This is a genomic window from Acidobacteriota bacterium, from assembly GCA_003696075.1.
Taxonomy (GTDB): domain Bacteria; phylum Acidobacteriota; class Polarisedimenticolia; order J045; family J045; genus J045.
Window position 1 is genome coordinate 14,868 of record RFHH01000052.1, and the last position, 15,978, is coordinate 30,845.

The 15,978-nt window shown below is 72.9% G+C and carries 14 protein-coding genes; 4 read left to right on the forward strand and 10 right to left on the reverse strand.

All coding sequences use genetic code 11. The features are described from left to right. Nucleotides 1–36: 36 nt before the first annotated feature. Both D6718_03040 and D6718_03045 read right to left on the reverse strand, forming a co-directional pair. Nucleotides 37–435: a prepilin-type N-terminal cleavage/methylation domain-containing protein gene (locus tag D6718_03040; protein ID RMG47658.1), complete on the reverse strand. Its 399-nt coding sequence runs from the start codon at nt 433–435 to the stop codon at nt 37–39. Continuing rightward, a complete protein-coding gene (locus D6718_03045) occupies nt 422–979 on the reverse strand; it encodes a prepilin-type N-terminal cleavage/methylation domain-containing protein (protein RMG47659.1) in 558 nt (185 codons plus the stop codon). The genes D6718_03040 and D6718_03045 overlap by 14 nt, the downstream gene beginning before the upstream one ends. Nucleotides 980–1,179: 200 nt before the next feature. Here D6718_03045 and D6718_03050 point away from each other — a divergent pair, with 200 nt between their 5' ends. Continuing rightward, nucleotides 1,180–3,060 (forward strand): tetratricopeptide repeat protein, encoded by a 1,881-nt coding sequence (locus D6718_03050; GenBank protein ID RMG47660.1) that lies wholly within the window; start codon nt 1,180–1,182, stop codon nt 3,058–3,060. Here D6718_03050 and D6718_03055 read toward each other — a convergent pair. Then, nucleotides 3,011–4,411 carry a type IV pilus twitching motility protein PilT gene (locus D6718_03055; protein ID RMG47670.1) on the reverse strand — a complete coding sequence of 467 codons (1,401 nt, stop codon included), beginning with the start codon at nt 4,409–4,411 and terminating at the stop codon, nt 3,011–3,013. The genes D6718_03050 and D6718_03055 overlap by 50 nt on opposite strands. A 107-nt stretch (nt 4,412–4,518) precedes the next feature. Beyond that, nucleotides 4,519–4,713, reverse strand: a complete 195-nt coding sequence (locus tag D6718_03060; GenBank protein RMG47661.1) for a hypothetical protein — start codon at nt 4,711–4,713, stop codon at nt 4,519–4,521. Between the two features lie 49 nt (nt 4,714–4,762). Between D6718_03060 and D6718_03065 the strand changes: the two genes are divergently transcribed. After that, a complete protein-coding gene (locus D6718_03065) occupies nt 4,763–5,647 on the forward strand; it encodes a carboxypeptidase regulatory-like domain-containing protein (protein ID RMG47662.1) in 885 nt (294 codons plus the stop codon). On the opposite strand, the gene D6718_03070 is transcribed toward D6718_03065, so the two are convergent. From D6718_03070 to purD, 6 genes are read right to left on the reverse strand one after another with little or no spacing between them, the layout of a single operon-like run. Continuing rightward, nucleotides 5,461–6,789: a VWA domain-containing protein gene (locus D6718_03070; GenBank protein RMG47663.1), complete on the reverse strand. Its 1,329-nt coding sequence runs from the start codon at nt 6,787–6,789 to the stop codon at nt 5,461–5,463. The two genes, D6718_03065 and D6718_03070, sit on opposite strands and share 187 nt — an antisense overlap. Further along, complete coding sequence (locus D6718_03075) at nt 6,786–8,276, reverse strand: hypothetical protein (protein RMG47664.1); 1,491 nt, start codon at nt 8,274–8,276, stop codon at nt 6,786–6,788. Before D6718_03075 ends, D6718_03070 begins: the two co-directional genes overlap by 4 nt. Then, the gene (locus tag D6718_03080; GenBank protein RMG47665.1) at nt 8,273–9,289 is read right to left on the reverse strand and encodes a DUF255 domain-containing protein; all 1,017 of its coding nucleotides are present in this window, start codon (nt 9,287–9,289) and stop codon (nt 8,273–8,275) included. The genes D6718_03075 and D6718_03080 overlap by 4 nt, the downstream gene beginning before the upstream one ends. Continuing rightward, nucleotides 9,286–10,614: a MiaB/RimO family radical SAM methylthiotransferase gene (locus D6718_03085; protein RMG47666.1), complete on the reverse strand. Its 1,329-nt coding sequence runs from the start codon at nt 10,612–10,614 to the stop codon at nt 9,286–9,288. Before D6718_03085 ends, D6718_03080 begins: the two co-directional genes overlap by 4 nt. Further along, the gene (purE, locus tag D6718_03090; GenBank protein ID RMG47671.1) at nt 10,615–11,109 is read right to left on the reverse strand and encodes a 5-(carboxyamino)imidazole ribonucleotide mutase; all 495 of its coding nucleotides are present in this window, start codon (nt 11,107–11,109) and stop codon (nt 10,615–10,617) included. It lies immediately after the preceding gene. A 29-nt stretch (nt 11,110–11,138) separates the two neighbouring features. Continuing rightward, complete coding sequence (gene purD, locus D6718_03095; GenBank protein RMG47667.1) at nt 11,139–12,443, reverse strand: phosphoribosylamine--glycine ligase; 1,305 nt, start codon at nt 12,441–12,443, stop codon at nt 11,139–11,141. Between the two features lie 291 nt (nt 12,444–12,734). On the opposite strand from purD, the gene D6718_03100 reads away from it, so the two are divergent. Both D6718_03100 and D6718_03105 read left to right on the forward strand, forming a co-directional pair. Continuing rightward, nucleotides 12,735–15,548 carry a 2-oxoglutarate dehydrogenase E1 component gene (locus D6718_03100; protein ID RMG47668.1) on the forward strand — a complete coding sequence of 938 codons (2,814 nt, stop codon included), beginning with the start codon at nt 12,735–12,737 and terminating at the stop codon, nt 15,546–15,548. A gap of 36 nt (nt 15,549–15,584) precedes the next feature. Further along, on the forward strand, nt 15,585–15,923 hold the full coding sequence (locus tag D6718_03105) for a hypothetical protein (protein RMG47669.1): 339 nt from the start codon (nt 15,585–15,587) through the stop codon (nt 15,921–15,923). Nucleotides 15,924–15,978 lie beyond the last annotated feature (55 nt).

The following is a 15,978-nucleotide window of genomic DNA, read 5'->3' on the forward strand; positions in this document are numbered from 1 at the left end:
GCCGGCGAGCGGGGGGTCCGGCTCGCCTGAGCTCTCTCAGCGCGTCCGGAGGCTCGTCAGCACCACCTGCTTCGCCCTGCCGGCCACGGCCCGGCGGGCGATCGCCTTCACCCGGATCGTCTTCAGCGTGCCCTGAGCGTTCGTTTCGATGCTCCAGCGCACCACCGCTTCCTCGTGCGAGTCGTCGACGTATCCGGGAACGTCCGCATCGAGATCGCCGCCGTCCTCGAGATCGGAGAAGGGCAGGGCGCGGAGCTGCTCCATCCGTTCCACCGCGAGCGCCCCGACCGTGCCGAGGTCGGCGCCCGCCGCGGAGGCGTGGGTGGCCTGGTAGTACATCGGGGCGGCGGCGAGGGCCAGCAGCGACAGCAGGAGCATCGCCACCAGCACTTCCACGAGGGACATGCCGGCCCGCGGGCGATCAGCTCCCGGCATGCCAGCCTCCGTCGGCCCAGTGCTCGACCTGGGTTCCTCCGGCGACGAAGAGCGTGACCCGGCCGTAACGCCCCCCGGCCGCGAGGACGACCTGCCCGGCTCCAGCGGTGACCACGCCTCCCGCGGAGTAGGTCGCGGCGTAACGGCCGTCGGGCTGGAGCTCGAACGTCACGGCGGCCCCTCCGCCCGGCGCGGCAAACCGGACTCCCTCGGGCAGGCGGGCCGAGGCGAGGACCGTGTCGTCGGTGGGATCGCCGGGCTGGTTCAGGTCGACGACCTGGACCTGTCCCTCGTCCGTGTCGACGATCACCCGGCAGCTCCGGTTCCGGTTCAGCGCCTCCAGGCGAGCCAGCTCGAGCTGCGAGCTCACGGTGTAGAGGGCGCTGCGAAGCTTCTCGCGGCGGATCCACTCCAGCGCGTAGTTGGCCGTCACCCCCGAGACGACCGCCAGCATGGTGAGGACCACCAGGATCTCGAGAAGCGTGACGCCGCGCTCCGGATCGGAGCGGTTCTTCCCTCGCGGCGACGCGGCCAATCCTTTCATTCCTCGGTCGTTCCTCTTCGAACGCGAATATCGGCGCGCCGGCCTCCCGGAACAACCGCCCCGGGTTGCCCCGCGCTTGCGAGGGTTCCGCCCGTGCCCGCCCGTGCCCGTGCCCGTCCGGCGCCTCGCCGCTTCGCACCGCGGCCACTGGCCCGCGGCCCGCGCCCGGCCCTAGGTTCCGGGGGGAGGGCAGGACTGGCGTGGAGCGGGCGCGGAGCATCGAGCGGATCGCGCTTCCGGCCCTCGTCGTGGCCGTCGCCTGCTGGGCCTACGCGCCCGCGTTGAGGGGGGAGTTCGTCTGGGACGACCGGCCGCTGATCCTGGAAAACGAGACTCTCGACCATCCGGAGCAGCTCGCCCGCTCCTTCGCCACCGGTTTCTGGGACACCGGAGAAAAGAACGATCGCTTCCGGAACTTCTACCGGCCGCTGGTCACGCTCAGCTACGCGGCGGACCGGGCCTTGTGGGGCCGGCATCCGCTCGGCTTCCACTTGACCAACCTGATTCTCCACGTCGCGTGCTCCCTCCTCGTGCTCGCGATCGCCCTGGAGGAGGGTCTCGGGCCCGTGCCGGCCGCGTTCGGGGCCGCCTTGTTCGCGGCCCATCCCGTCCATGTGGAGTCCGTGGCCTGGATCTCCGGCCGGACCGATCTCCTCTGCGCCGTCTTCGCGTTCGCCGCCCTGGCTTCGAGCGGGGGCCGCCGCCTGGAGAAAGCCGGGTACCGCTACGGCTCCGCGGCGCTGCTGTTCGCGGCGCTTCTTGCGAAGGAGATGGCGATCACCCTGCCCGGCCTGATCCTGATCCGCCGCTGCCTGACGGTGCCGGAGCCGAGCCGCCTGAGGCGGGCGCTCGCCCTCACCATGCCCCACTGGGCCGCGGCCGCCGCCTATCTCGCCATCCGCGCGACCGCCGTCGGCGTCGCCCCCACCGCCCTGCTCCCGCTGACCCTTCCGCAGTTCGCGGCCACCGCGTGCTTCGTTCTGGCGAGGTACGCGACGCTGCTCCTCCTGCCGGTCGGACTCGATGCGCACTACCCCTACGGTCCCGTGACCCCCCTGTCGTGGTCGGCGGCGCTCGGTGGCGCGCTCGTTGCGGCGGCCGGCTGGTGGACGGTTCTCCTCATCCGGCGCGAGCCTCGTACCGGATTCTGGTGCGCTTTCACCATCGCTTCCTTCGCCCCCGTGCTCGCGTTCGGCAGCTTCGGGGACGTGCTGATGGCCGACCGGTTCGCCTACATCCCTTCGCTCGGCCTCGCGTACCTGGCGGCCCGACTGGCGGCGTCGGTCCGGGCGGCCGCCCGCGGCCGCGCCGGGAAGGCAGCGGCGGCCGCGGTGGCGGCGGCTCTCCTTCTCGCCGCCGCCGGCCTGTCTCGCGCCCGCTGCCGCGTCTGGCACGACGACCTCGCCCTGTTCAGCGACATGGTGAGGACCTCGCCCGACTCGGCGCTGGTGCGCGCGAATCTCGGGCTGGCCTACATGCGCGCCGGCCGCTACCCGGAGGCGGCGCGCGAACTCGAGGCCGCCGTCGAGCTCGTCCCCGACTACGCGATCGCCCACAACAACCTCGCGGCGGTGTACGAGCGCCAGGGGAATCTGACCCGCGCCCTCGCTCATTACCAGCGCGCGCTCGATATCGAGCCCGGCCAGCTCGAGAGCCGGATCAACGTCGGCAGCCTGCTCGTCCGTCTGGGTGACCGGGAGCGCGGTCTCGCGATCCTGCGCGCGGCCGCGGCCCGGCATCCGCGCTTCGAGCCGGCCGTGGCGGCCCTCGCGGCGGCGCTGGAGGAGGTGGGCGACGAAGGGACGGCGCTGGCCCTTCTGGCGCGGGCGGAAGCGCTCCGGCCCGAGGATCCCCAGGTTCACTACCTCCGTGGCAAGATCCTGTTCGAGCGGGGCGATCTCCCCGGCGCCGCCGCGGCGATGAGGCGCTTTCTCGAGCTGTGGCCGGCCGACGACCTCCACCGTGCGGCTGCGATGTCCGTGATCCGCCGGGCGCGCCTGTCCGGCACGGTGGCCGCCGGGGCGGGCGGGATCACGCGGGTGCCGGCTCGGCAGCCGCGAGCGGCCGGCCGGCCGCCTTGAGCTGGGCGGCCAGCCCGATCTTGTCGACGGCCCTCGTGTAAGCCTCCTCGGGGGTGATGCGCCCCGCCTTGACGAGGGCCATCAGCGACTCGTTCAGCGTCACCATCCCGTACTTCCGCCCGGTCTGCATCACCGAAGGAATCTGGAACGTCTTCCCCTCGCGGATGAGATTGGCGACCGACGGCACGCCGATCAGGATCTCGAGCGCCGCCACGCGCCCGCCCCCGACCTGCCGGCAGAGCGTCTGCGAGACGACGCCCTTGAGCGATTCCGACAGCATCACCCGCACCTGGGCCTGCTGGTCGGCGGGGAACTGGTCGATGATCCGGTCCACCGTGGACACCGCCGTCGTGGTGTGCAGCGTTCCGAAGACAAGGTGCCCGGTCTCCGCGGTCTCCAGCGCGATGGCGATCGTCTCGAGATCGCGCATCTCGCCGACCAGGACGATATCCGGATCCTCGCGGAGCGCGGCGCGCAGCGCCCGCTTGAAAGATCGCGTGTGCCGGTTCACCTCGCGCTGGTTGATCAGGCAGCGGCGGTTGGTGTGGACGAATTCGATCGGATCCTCGATCGTGATGATGTGTTCGTCACGGGTGGAGTTGATGTGGTCGATCAGCGCCGCCAGCGTGGTCGATTTTCCCGAGCCGGTGGGTCCCGTCACCAACACCAGGCCCTTCGTCAGGCGGCACAGGTCGAGGACCGCCGGTGGCAGCCCCAGTTCCTCGGCGCTGAGAATCCGGGTCGGGATCGTCCGGAAAACGGCTCCGGGCCCGTGGCGGTCGCGGAACAGATTGGCACGGAAGCGGGCGACACCGGGGATCTCGTAGGCGAAGTCGGTGTCGCCCGTTTCCTCGAACTCCTTCCAGTTCGAAGGCGGTGCGATCGGGCGGAGCAGCCGCTCGACCTCCTCGGCGTTCAAGGCCGATGGACCGTCCAGCCGCCGCATCGACCCGTCGACGCGCACCATCGGCTTTTCGCCCGAGCAGAGGTGGAGGTCGGAGGCGCCCGCCTGGAGCATCGCCCGGAACAGGCCGTGGATCGCCGGCTCCTCCGCGGCCGCCGGGCCGGCGTCGGGCGCCCCGGCGGGGGTGAGGCGCACCTCGAGCCGGTCGCCCCGCCGTTCGGCGCGGACCGAGACGGGTGGAAGGCCCGGGCGTTCCACCCGCAGCGCGTCGGCTCCGCCCGCAGCGAGCCGGTCGAGCGCCCCAGGCCCCGCAAGCTCCGACACGAGCGCTTCGATCTGCGCGGTGGTGGGGGCGCTGCGGGACACGGGCCGTCTCTCGCCGCCGAGCTCCAGCGACACGGGGTTCCCGGAGGCGAGGACGAGGGCCCGAGCCCCGCGGTCGAACATCGCCTGCAGAAAGGAATCGAGCTTCGCCACGGGGCCGCCGCTCCGATCGGGTGTCCGCCGCTGAATCTAGGGCTGTGCCGGCAGGCCGTCGACCGGGCGGGTGCGCCTCACGCCCACATGTCGAACCGGGGGCGCTCCGCCGAGGGCAAAGGAACGATCCGGCCGGCGCGGCCGTAAGCGAGGATCGGCGAGGCCAGGTTTTCGGGGGGCAGGGCCCGGGAGGCCTCCGCCCGGGAGCCCCGCCCGCTGTCTTCCGGCGGCTCGTCGCGCCGCGCGAGCCGCGCGCGGATCCCCCACCGCACCCCGGGACGGGCCGGGGGGACCGCCGGCGTCCGTTCGAAGACCGCCTCGATGAGGACCGGCGACATCGCGGGTCAATGTAGGCTCCGCCGCCGTCCGGCGCCGCCCGCGCCGGCCCGGGCGCGTTCCGCTGCGCGGGGCTATCGTGGCGGCATGGGCCACCGGAAGACGGGTCGCCACCTCTTCCACCGGCGCGGCGGGCGGCCCGCCGCCGGCTGGCTGCCGCTCGTCGCGGCGGCGGTGGCCCTGGCCGGCCCCACCGGGCGGCTGGAGGGCGAGGTCCGGGCGCCCGACACGCGCCCCGTGCCGGGGGCGACGGTGGCGGCGTTCCGCGCCGGACCGCATCCCGCCGTCGCCCTCACCGCCACCGACGGCACGGGGGCGTTCCGCCTCGACCGGCTGCCGGCCGGCCGCTACGACGTCGAGGTCGGCGGATCGGGCCGGGGGGCGCGGGTCCGCGTCGAGGGCGTCGAGGTCGCCCCCCCGTTCCGCTCGGTGCTTGATCTCACGCTCGAGGGTCCGCCCGCGGAGACGGAGAGGGTGCGGCGGCTCGGGGGCGGCGACGAGGCGCCCCGCATCACGGTCCGCCTCACGGACGAGGATGGCCGACCGCTTCCCCGCGGCTGGCTCCGCCTTTCCCCCCACGCCCATCGAGCGGATCCCCTCCTGGTGCGGACCGACGAGCGAGGGGAGGGGGCCGGGGGGCCGCTCGCTCCGGGCCCCTACCGGATCGCGGCGGGCCGGGCCGGTTATCTGACGCTCGAGGTCGGCCCGCTCGAGTGGGGCGGCACGCTGGCGGTGCACGTCCGCCTCCTCCCGGCCCCGGCGGGGAGGCGTCCTCCGCTCGATACGCTGGTGCCGCCCCCGAGGTTCCTGCCGCCGCGCGCCCCGGAGGGAGAGCCGCCAGGAGAGGGGCCTGGCGGGACGGCGAAGTAACCTTTCCGGTGGCGGACTTCGAGCCCGCGACGCCCGGGCAGCCGGACCTCGACCGTCACGAACCGCCCGTCGAGCGTCTCGTTGTCCGAGGCGTAGACGATCTGGTACAGGCTGCGGAGCTCCTCGGCGATCGCGGCGTAGGCGTCGCCCAGCTCGTCCGGCTTTTCGATGAACAGCGCCCGGCCTCCCGTTTCCTCCGCGATCTCCACCAGTCCCCGCCGCGCGCCGCTCAGAAGCGGAACGTCGAGCCCGATGGCGTACACGACGACGTCGCTGACCCGCGCCTCGGTCAGCAGCGCCTTCCGATCGAGGCGCGATTCGGTGTCCTCCCCGTCGGTGAGCACCACGATGGCGCGCCGCTCCGCCTTCTCCCGGTACAGGACGCGATAGGCGGCGTCGAGGGCGTCGAAGAGCGCCGTACCCCCGACCGCTTCGGTGGACCGGACGGCGGCACACAGTGCATCGCGATCGCCCGTCACCGGCTGGATGAGGTAGACGTCCTCGTCGAAGGCGATCACGAAAGCCCGGTCGCCGTCGCGCAGGCCGGCGATGAAGCGGCAGGCCGCCTCCTGCGCCGCGGCGATCCGATCCTTCATCGATCCCGAGCTGTCGATCAGGATTGCCGCGAGGATGGGACGCTCTTCGGTGGAGACCTCCACGATCCGCTGCGGCCGCCCGTCCTCGAGAACCTCGAAATCGCCGGCAACGAGACCGGTGACCGGCCGCCGCGCCCGGTCGCGGACGGAGACGTCCAGGATCACCCGCTGCACGTTGACCACGTCGTTGATGTCGAGGGCGCCGGTGATCACGAAGTCCGACGCCGCCGGTCCGTCCCGGTGGTGGGCGACCGCCCTGATGACATGGACCCGCGCCCGCGGGCCGAAGTCGTGTGTGACCGAGTAGGGGGCCTCCCGGTCGATGAACAGGAGCCGGCCGTCGAGAAAGAACTCGACGTAGGCGATCTCCTCCGGCCGCGGCGCACGGACCCGGGCGACGATCTCCTGGCGGCCGATCACCGCCTCCCCGCTTTCCGGACGTTCGATCGTCACCCCGAAGCCGCGCCGAGGCTCCAGATCCTGAGCCGCCGCCGGCACGAGAGCGGCGGCGCCGAGCAGGAACAAGGCGGCCCGGTGCCCGGTCACGGCCCCGGCGCCTCCGCGGCGGCCTCGAGGGCCCGAAGCGCCGCCTGGACACGCAGCGCCTCCCGCCGTTCGGGGCCGGCCGCCAGGAAGGCGCGGAGGAGCCGGCCCGCTTCCGAAACGTCGCCGCCCCGCAGGGCGAGCCGCGCCAGGCCCGCCAGAGCCGCACGCTTCGCGTCCCCCCCGGCGCCGGCGTCCAGGGCGCGCCGGTAGGCCTCGCCGGCCCCCTCCGGGTCACCGCTGAGTTCCCGCGCCACCCCGATGTTGACGAGATCGCGGGGTCCGGCGAGCCCCCCTTCGGCGATCCGGCTCAGGAGGCGCTCCGCCTCGAGGGGCCGGCCCGCGGACCCCAGCACGTAGGCGGCGCGCCGGAGAAGATCCGGCTCGCCCGATCGTTCCGCCGCCCTCGCGGCGTGCCGCGACGCGTCCGCGCGCCGTCCGGCGGCCAGCTCCGCTTCCGCCAGGGCGAGGAGCGTCGCGGGGTCGGCGTCGGGGGAGGCCGCCGCCTCCGTCAGGCGCGCCAGCGCCTCGCGCCGCTCCGTCCACCGGCGGCGGGCCTCCTCAACCGCCGACCGATCGCGCTCGCTCCACCATGGAGCGGGCGACCGCTCGAGGATCGCCACCGCCTCCTCGAGCCTTCCGGTGCGCCCGAGCACCTCGGCGAGCGAGATCCTGGCCTGCGGCAGGTCGGGATCAAGCGAGAGGGCCCGGCGGGCTTGGGCCTCGGCCTCCTCGGGTGCGCCGAGATCGAGCAGGGCCGCCGCGACGAGAGCGGCGGGCCGGGCGTCGCCGGGAAGGAGTTCCGCGGCACGCCGGGCGGCGGACAGCGCCCTGTCGGCGAGCCCCGCCGCCGCGGTCACCTGAGCCAGTCCCAGCTGCACCAGCCCGTCGTCGGGCCGCAAGCGCGCCGCCTCCTCGATGTCTTCGAGTGCCTGGTCCACCCGCCCCGCGGCGAGGTGCAATTGCCCGCGATGGAGCCTGGCTGCGGCGTCGGCCGGGTTCGCCCGGAGGGCCAGGGCGAACAACTCGAGAGCGCGCTCCTCGTTCCCCGTGGCCTCCGCCACGCGCGCGAGTCCGTCCAGCGCCGGAGAGTGGTCGGGACGCACCTCGAGCGCCGCGAAGAAGGCAGCGCGGGCCTCGTCGGGCCGCCCCGCGGCGAGGTAGGCCTCGCCGAGGTCGACCCGCGCTCCGAGGTTCCGCGGATCGAGCTCGACCGCCCGCTCGAGGTAGCCGACGGCGCGGGGCGCCTCGTGGGCGGCCAGCAGCGCGCGCCCGCAGAACCAGGCCACGTCGGCGCCGTTGAGGAGCCGGTCCGCGGCCCAGCAGAGGAGATCGGCCGCCCGGCGGGCCTCGCCGCGCCGCAGGGCCCGGAGCCCGGCGTTCGTCCGCTCCGCCACCTGGCGGCGCACCCAGGCGGCGTCTTCCGCGCGTGCGACACCGGCCACTGTGAGCAGGAGCAGCGCCCCGATGCCGAGGGCGCGGGAAGTCACCGCCGCTCTCCCCGCCGCTCGAGGCGGAGCCGCAGGCGCGCTTTCCGCAGCTCCGGATCGTGCGGGTCGATGGCGATCGCCTCTTCGAGAGCCGCGAGGGCCCCCTCCCGGTCGCCCTCCGCCTCCAGGATCTCGGCCAGCAGGGCGAACGCGCGCGTGTCGCCGGGAAGCAGTTCGGCGGCCCGCCGGGCCTCCCCGGCCGCCTCCCGCAGCCGGCCCTCGCCCCGCAGCCATGCGGCGAGTTCGAGCGCCGCCTCTCCGTCTCGGGGGAAGCGCTCCGCCTTCGCCCGGAGCTGGGCGCCGAGTTCCTCCCCGTCCGGTGAGAGCGCGAGGGTCCAACGGTCCCACAACAGACGTTCGCGATCGGCGCCGCGGCAGGTGGGGGCCGTCCGCGCGTACAGCTCGGCGGCGCGCTCCGGGCGGAGCCGGGCCAAGAGCAGCGCCGCGTCGTCGGCCGCGTCCGAGCGGCAGGCCGAATCGATCGCGAGGACCTTTCCGAGAGCCCGCTCCGCCTTCGCTCTCCGGCCGGCGCGGATCCAGCGCGCCGCCAGCCGGACGAGACGCTCCGGACCGGCTCCTTCCGGAGCGGACTCCGGGGCGGGGCCCAGGGCCTCGTCCAGCGCCGCGAGGATGGCCGGGCCGTGCTGCATCCCCTCCAGTCGCGCCCGCACCGCCCCCTCGTCCGGGTCGAGGAAGAGGATCACGGGAAGCCCCTCGATTCCGTACCGCTGCGCCAGATCGACGCCCCGGCCGTGAGGCACGTCGACCTCGATCCGGACCGGGACGACCTCGCGCTCGAGGTCCATGGCGAGGTCGGGATCGCTCCACACCTCGTCGTCCATCACGTGGCAGAAGCGGCACCATCGAGCCCAGCAGTCGACCAGAACCAGCTTCCCCCGAAGGCGCGCTTCCTCCCGCGCCGCGTCGAGATCCCCGGGGAACCACCTGACGGCGCCGGAAGCGGGACCCAGCGCCGCGACGAGCGCCGCGCCGGCGAGAAGGCGCCGGATCACGCGGCGACCCTTTCCCCCCTGACCTCGAGCGAGGTGGGGTCGAGGGAGGTCAGGCGCACCGGAACGAGTTCGCCGGGGGGAAGACCGGGCACCCGGACCTCGATGTAGTTCCCGGTGAGCGCCCGCCGCGCCCCGTCGTCGGCCACCGCTTCGAGGGCCAGAGCCTCGAAGGTCCGCCCGAGCATGCGCGACCGGAAGGCCCGAGCCAGCTCGGTTCCCGCCTGACGGAGCCGGGCGGTTCGCGCCCGGCGCCGCGCCGGGTCGACCTGGCCTGGAAGGGATGCGGCCCTGGTCCCGGGTCGCGGCGAGTAGCTGAAAACGTGCAAGTAGGCGAGCGGGAGGCTCTCGACAAGACGGAGCGTCCGGCGGAAGTCCTCCTCCGTCTCGCCCGGGAAGCCGGTGATCACGTCCGCGCCGATGCAGACATCGGGCACGCGCTCGGCGACCGACTCCACGACCCTGCGGTAGTCGGCGCTGCGGTAGTTGCGCGACATGAGGGCGAGGATGCGGTCCGACCCGCTCTGGAGCGGCACCTGCAGGTGCGGAACGAGCACGTCGGGGCGGGCGGCCATCAGATCGAGGATCTCGGGGGCGACGCAGCGCGGCTCGAGTGAGTTGAGGCGGTAGCGCACCCCGGCGTCGAGATTCACCAGCGTTTCCAACAGCTCGGCCAGCCGGCGCCGCGGCGTGAGATCGCGTCCCCAGGCTCCCGTGTTGATTCCGGTCAGCCCCACTTCCTTGACGCCCGCGTCGGCGAGCCGGCGGACGCCGTCGACCACCTGTTGGAGGGGCACCGAGCGGCTGGGACCGCGGACCGAGGGGATCACGCAGTAGCTGCAGCGGAGGTCGCAGCCCTCCTGGATTCTGAGAAACGCGCGGGCGCGATCGGCGAAGAAGAGGTCGATCGAGGCCGTGACGCAAGCCTCCTCGCCGAAGAGCGCCTCCGGGAGCCGGTCGCGCTCGGCGAGCCCCACCACCTCGTCGAGCACGCCGAGGCGCCGCAGCGCCTCGGGATCCCGCTCGGCATAGCAGCCGGTGGCGATGAGCCGCGCGCGGGGGTTGGCGCGCCGCAGCCGCCGGGCCAGCTTCCGCCCCTCGGCGTCGGCCCGGCCGGTGACGGTGCAGGTGTTCAGCACGATCACGTCGGCCCGGCGGACGTCCGCGGTCGCCCGGTATCCCGCCGCGCGAAGGATCCCCTCCACCCGGGAACTGTCGAACCGGTTGAGCTTGCACCCCAGCGTGACGACGTGATAGAGCCCGCGGGGTGCGCCCTCGCCTTCCGAACTCCTGTCGATCGGTCGTCGCGCGGGGCCGGCGTCACGCATTCAGCAGCCGTCCAGGATCTCCCTCAGCCGGCGCTTCGCCCGCTCCGAGCTCGATTCGACCGCGCGCGACAGCTCGCGCCGCGCCGCTTCGAGCCGGCGCCTGAGCGGCTCGTCCTCGAGAGCGAGGATCTGGCACGCCAGCAGCCCGGCGTTCGCCGCGCCGTGGGATCCGACCCCCAGGGTAGCAACGGGGACCCCTTTCGGCATCTGAACCGTCGACAGCAGGGCGTCCAGCCCGTCGAGCAGGCGGCCCGCCAGCGGTACGCCCAGCACGGGCCGCACGGTGTGTGCGGCCACGACCCCGGCGAGGTGGGCCGCCATCCCGGCTCCGACGATGAAGACCCGGATGCCCCGTTCTTCGGCCTCCTTCACGTAACGGATGGTCCGTTCCGGGGAGCGGTGTGCCGAGGTGACCTCCACCTCGTATCCCACGCCCATCGCTTCCAGTTGGGCGGCGGCCCCCGCCATGGCCTCGACGTCCGAGGCCGAGCCCATGAGGATCGCGACGCGCGGCGCCGGCGGTTTCACGGGACCTCCACGGCGCGGTTGCGGGAGTTCGGCTCGATCGCGGCCGCAGCGATGTCGCGCCGGTAGTGCGCCCCCTGGAACTCGATCTCGCCGACCGCCGCATACGCCCTCGCGCGCGCCTCCGCGAGGTTGCGTCCGAGGGCCGTGACGCCCAGCACGCGGCCGCCGGCGGTTCGGATCTCGCCGTTGGGGCCTGTCCGCGTGCCCGCATGGAACACCAGGATGTCGCTGCGGCCGGCGAAGCGTTCCAGGCCGGTGATCTTCCGCCCCTTGGGGTAGCTGCCGGGGTACCCGGCCGATGCCATGACGACGCAGACCGCCGCCTCGCGGCGCCACTCGACCCGCACTCCCGACAGGTCCCCCTGCGCCGCGGCGGCCAGGAGCGGGACCAGATCCGAGGCGAGGCGCGGGATCACGACCTGGGTTTCGGGATCGCCGAAGCGGCAGTTGTACTCGAGCACCTTCGGGCCGTCCTCGGTGAGCATCAGCCCCACGTACAGGACGCCCCGGTACGGGTGCCCCTCCTTGGCGATTCCCTTGATGGTCGGTCCCACGATCTTCTCGAGGACGAAAGCGGTGGCCTCCCGGTCGAGATGCATGGCGGGGGAGAAAGCTCCCATCCCACCCGTGTTCGGCCCGCGGTCCCCGTCGAACACCCGCTTGTGGTCCTGGCTGGAGACGAGGGGGATCACGCGGACGCCGTCGGTGATGGCGAAGAAGGAGGCTTCGCGGCCGGTCAGGCACTCCTCGATCACCACACGGCGGCCCGCGTTTCCGAACGCGCCCTGGACCATCATCTTCTGGACCGCCTCGCGCGCCTGGTCGCGGTCGGCGGCGACGACCACCCCCTTCCCGGCGGCGAGCCCGTCGGCTTTCACCACGAGCGGAAGGTCGGCTCTCTCGACATACCGCAACGCTTGGTCCGCGTCGTCGAAGATCTCGTATCGCGCGGTGGGGATGCCGTACCGGGTCATGAACTCCTTGGCGAAAGCCTTGCTCGATTCGAGCCGCGCCGCTCCCATGGTCGGCCCGAACACGGCCCGGCCCCGGGCGGCGATCCGATCGGCCAGACCCTGCGCGAGCGGCAGCTCGGGGCCGACGACGGTGAGGTCGATTCCCTGCCGGGCGACGAAGTCGGCCACGGCGTCGGGATCGGAGGAGGCCAGCGGCGGGCAGTCGGCGATCTCGGCGATGCCGGCGTTGCCGGGGCTGCAGAACAGTTCCTCGACGATCCGCGACTGGCGGATCTTCCAGCACAGGGCGTGCTCGCGGCCGCCGCTTCCGATCACGATGACTTTCATCGCTTCGCCGTCTCCACGGTGGTCCGGGGCTCCCCCCTTCCTGCGGTCGGGACGCTTCCACCGGCGCGCCGGCCCGCGCCGGCGGAAACGGCGGCATTCTCCGGCAGCCCCCCGGGGGTGTCAACGAAGGGCCGCGCGCTCGCCGCTCCGGCCGGGCGCCCCGGGCCGTTCTCCGGCGGCCCGAACGGCGCCGTGCGCGGTTGGAAAACCGCCGGAAGCCGGCCAATAATCCGTCGCCTGCGCCGGGATCCGGCGGGGCGGCACCGGCTCGGCGGGGCAGGGAGTCCAGCGATGAGCGACCCGACCGGCAGGGCGGCTCCCCCGGAGCCGAACGTCCTGAGTCTCGCTTTCGTCGAGGAGCTCTACGCCCGCTATCTGCGGGACCCGTCCTCGGTTCCTGCGCCCTGGCGGGCGTACTTCGACCGCCGGGGCCCCGGCGAGCCGGACGGCGCGTTCGAAGAGCGCCCCCAGATCGGCCCGAGCCTGTCCCCCGGCACGCTGTTCGCGGCTGCCGAGCCGCGGACGGCCCCGAAGACCGCCATCGAGCTCCAGGACCGGGTCGACCAACTGATCCGCGCCTACCGCAACCGCGGGCACATGGTCGCGCGTATCGATCCCCTCGGCCGGCCTCGCGAGCCTCAGCCCGAGCTCGACCCCGCGCACTACGGATTCACCGAGGAGCACATGGATCTGCGCTTCTCCGTGGACACCATCCATGGGGCGCGGATGATGACGCTGCGCGAGATCGTGCGGCGGATGCAGAACACCTACTGCCGCTCGATCGGCGTGCAGTTCAACTACATCGAGAACGTGCGCATCCGGCGGTGGCTCGCGGCCCGGATGGAGAGCACGGAGAACCGGCTTCCCCTGTCCCGCGACGACCAGTGGCGGATCCTCACCCGTCTCACCGACGCGGTGATCTTCGAGGAGTTCATCCAGAAGAAGTTCGTCGGCGCCAAGAGCTTCTCGCTCGAGGGCGCGGAGACGCTGATCCCGCTGCTCGATCTGGCGATCGAGAAGTCCGGCCGGTCCGGGATCGCGGAGATCGTCATCGGGATGGCCCATCGCGGCCGGCTCAACGTCCTGGCCAACATCCTGGGCAAGAGCCCGCGCTGGATCTTCCGCGAGTTCCGGGACACGGGCGAGGGCGAGGCGGCCGGCGACGTGAAGTACCACCTCGGTTACAGCCGGGATTGGGTGACGAGCGACGGCCGGACGGTCCACCTGTCTCTCTGCTTCAATCCGAGCCACCTCGAGTTCGTCGATCCGGTGGCGATGGGGAGGCTTCGCGCGAAGCAGGACCGGGCCGGCGACGCGCGGGGCGAGCGGGGCCTTCTCGTGCTGATCCACGGGGACGCCGCCTTCGCCGGGGAGGGCGTCGTCCAGGAGACCCTGAACATGAGCCGCCTGCCGGCCTACCAGGTCGGCGGGACGCTGCACATCATCGTCAACAACCAGATCGGCTTCACCACTCCTCCCGAGCAGGCGCGCTCGACCCGTTACGCGACCGATCTGGCCAAGATGCTCCAGATCCCGCTGTTCCACGTGAACGGGGAGGATCCGGAAGCGGTGGCGCAGGCCGTCGACCTGGCGCTCGATTTCCGGATGGCGTTCGGGCGCGACGCGGTGATCGACATGTACTGCTTCCGCCGCCGCGGGCACAACGAGGGGGACGAACCGTCGTTCACGCAGCCCCTCCTCTACAAGGCGATCCGGGCGCGCAAGTCGGTCAGGGAGTCCTACCTGGAACACCTCCAGGCGCTTCCCGACCCGGTGAGCCGCGAGGAAGCCGACCGCCTGGTCGACGAACGGCGCCGGACGCTCGAGGCGGAACTTTCGGCATCGGAGGCCCCCGAGGCGACGGACGGCGCACCCCAGAGCTCTTTCCGCGGGATCTGGTCGGCGTACAAGGGGGGCCGGGACAAGGATGTGCCGGAGGTCGACACCTCGGTGCCACGGCCGAGGCTGCAGGCGCTTCTCGAGAGGTTGTCCGCCGTGCCCGAGGGATTCGCGGTGCATCCGAAGATCGAGCGCCTGCTGCAGGCCCGGCGCGAGATGGCGGCCGGCAAGCGGCCCCTCGACTGGGCGGCTGCCGAGGCGCTGGCCTTCGCCACGCTGGCCACGGAGGGAGTCCGCGTCCGGCTGACCGGACAGGACAGCGAGCGCGGGACCTTCTCGCACCGTCACGCGGTTCTCCACGACCAGGAGAACGGTTCCACCTACATGCCGCTCGCCCACCTCGCCCCCGATCAGGCCCCGGTGGTGATCAGCAACAGCCCGCTTTCCGAGGTGGGCGTGCTCGGCTTCGAGTACGGTTACAGCCTGGACATGCCGGAGGCCCTCGTCATCTGGGAGGCCCAGTTCGGGGACTTCTCCAACGTGGCGCAGGTGATCATCGACCAGTTCATCGCCAGCGCCGAGGCGAAATGGAACCGGCTGAGCGGGCTGGTCCTGCTCCTGCCCCACGGCTTCGAGGGGATGGGGCCGGAGCACTCCAGCGCGCGTCTCGAGCGCTTCCTGATGCTGGCAGTGCGGGACAACATGCAGGTCGTGAACCTGACCACACCCGCACAGTTCTTCCACTGCCTCCGGCGCCAGGTGCTGCGTCCGTGGCGGAAACCGCTGGTGGTGATGAGCCCGAAGAGCCTGCTCCGCCACCCGCGGGCGGTCTCGTCGCTCGACGCGCTCGCCGCCGGGCGGTTCGCGAGGATCCTTCCCGATCCCGGGGCCGATGCCGCGGCGGCGCCGCCCGACCGAATCCTGATCTGCAGCGGAAAGATCTATTACGAGTTGGTCGAAGCGAGGGAGGCGCTCGGGCGGTCCGAGGTCCCGGTGATCCGCGTCGAGCAGCTCTATCCGCTTTCGAACGAGGAGCTTCGCGGCGCGCTGGCGGGATATCCCCGGGGGACGCGCGTTCTGTGGGTGCAGGAGGAGCCGTCGAACATGGGCGCGTGGCCGGCGATCCGGCTACGCTTCGGCGACACGCTCTTCGGCTCCTGGCCGCTCGAGCTCGTTTCCCGGCCTCCGGCATCGAGCCCGGCCACGGGCTCGGCCAGCCGCCACCGCCGCGAGCAGCAGGAGATCCTCGAGCGTGCCTTCGCGTAGGACACGGCACCCCGGCGGTGGCCGTGAGGAGGACCGATGGCGGTCGAACTGAAGGTCCCCGAGATGGGGGAGTCCGTGGTCGAGGTCGAACTCGGCGACTGGCTGAAGCAGGAGGGCGACTTTGCCGAACGGGACGAGCCGCTCGTCGTCATCGAGTCCGACAAGGTCACGGTCGAACTTCCCGCCCCGGTTTCGGGGGTCATCAAGAAGATCCTCCGCGGCAAAGGCGCCGTGGTGAAAGTGGGCGAGGTGATCGGAGAAATGGAGCCGGCGGAGCGTCCGGCGGCCGGTGAACCGGAGGGGGCGACGGCATCCTCGGCGGCCGCGGGGGCCCCTTCCGCCGCGACGGCGGCTCCGGGCCCCCCGCGCCGGTAGACCGCGCGGGAGGCTCCGGCGGCCGCGGCGCCGGGGCCGTCGGACGGCGCCGAAC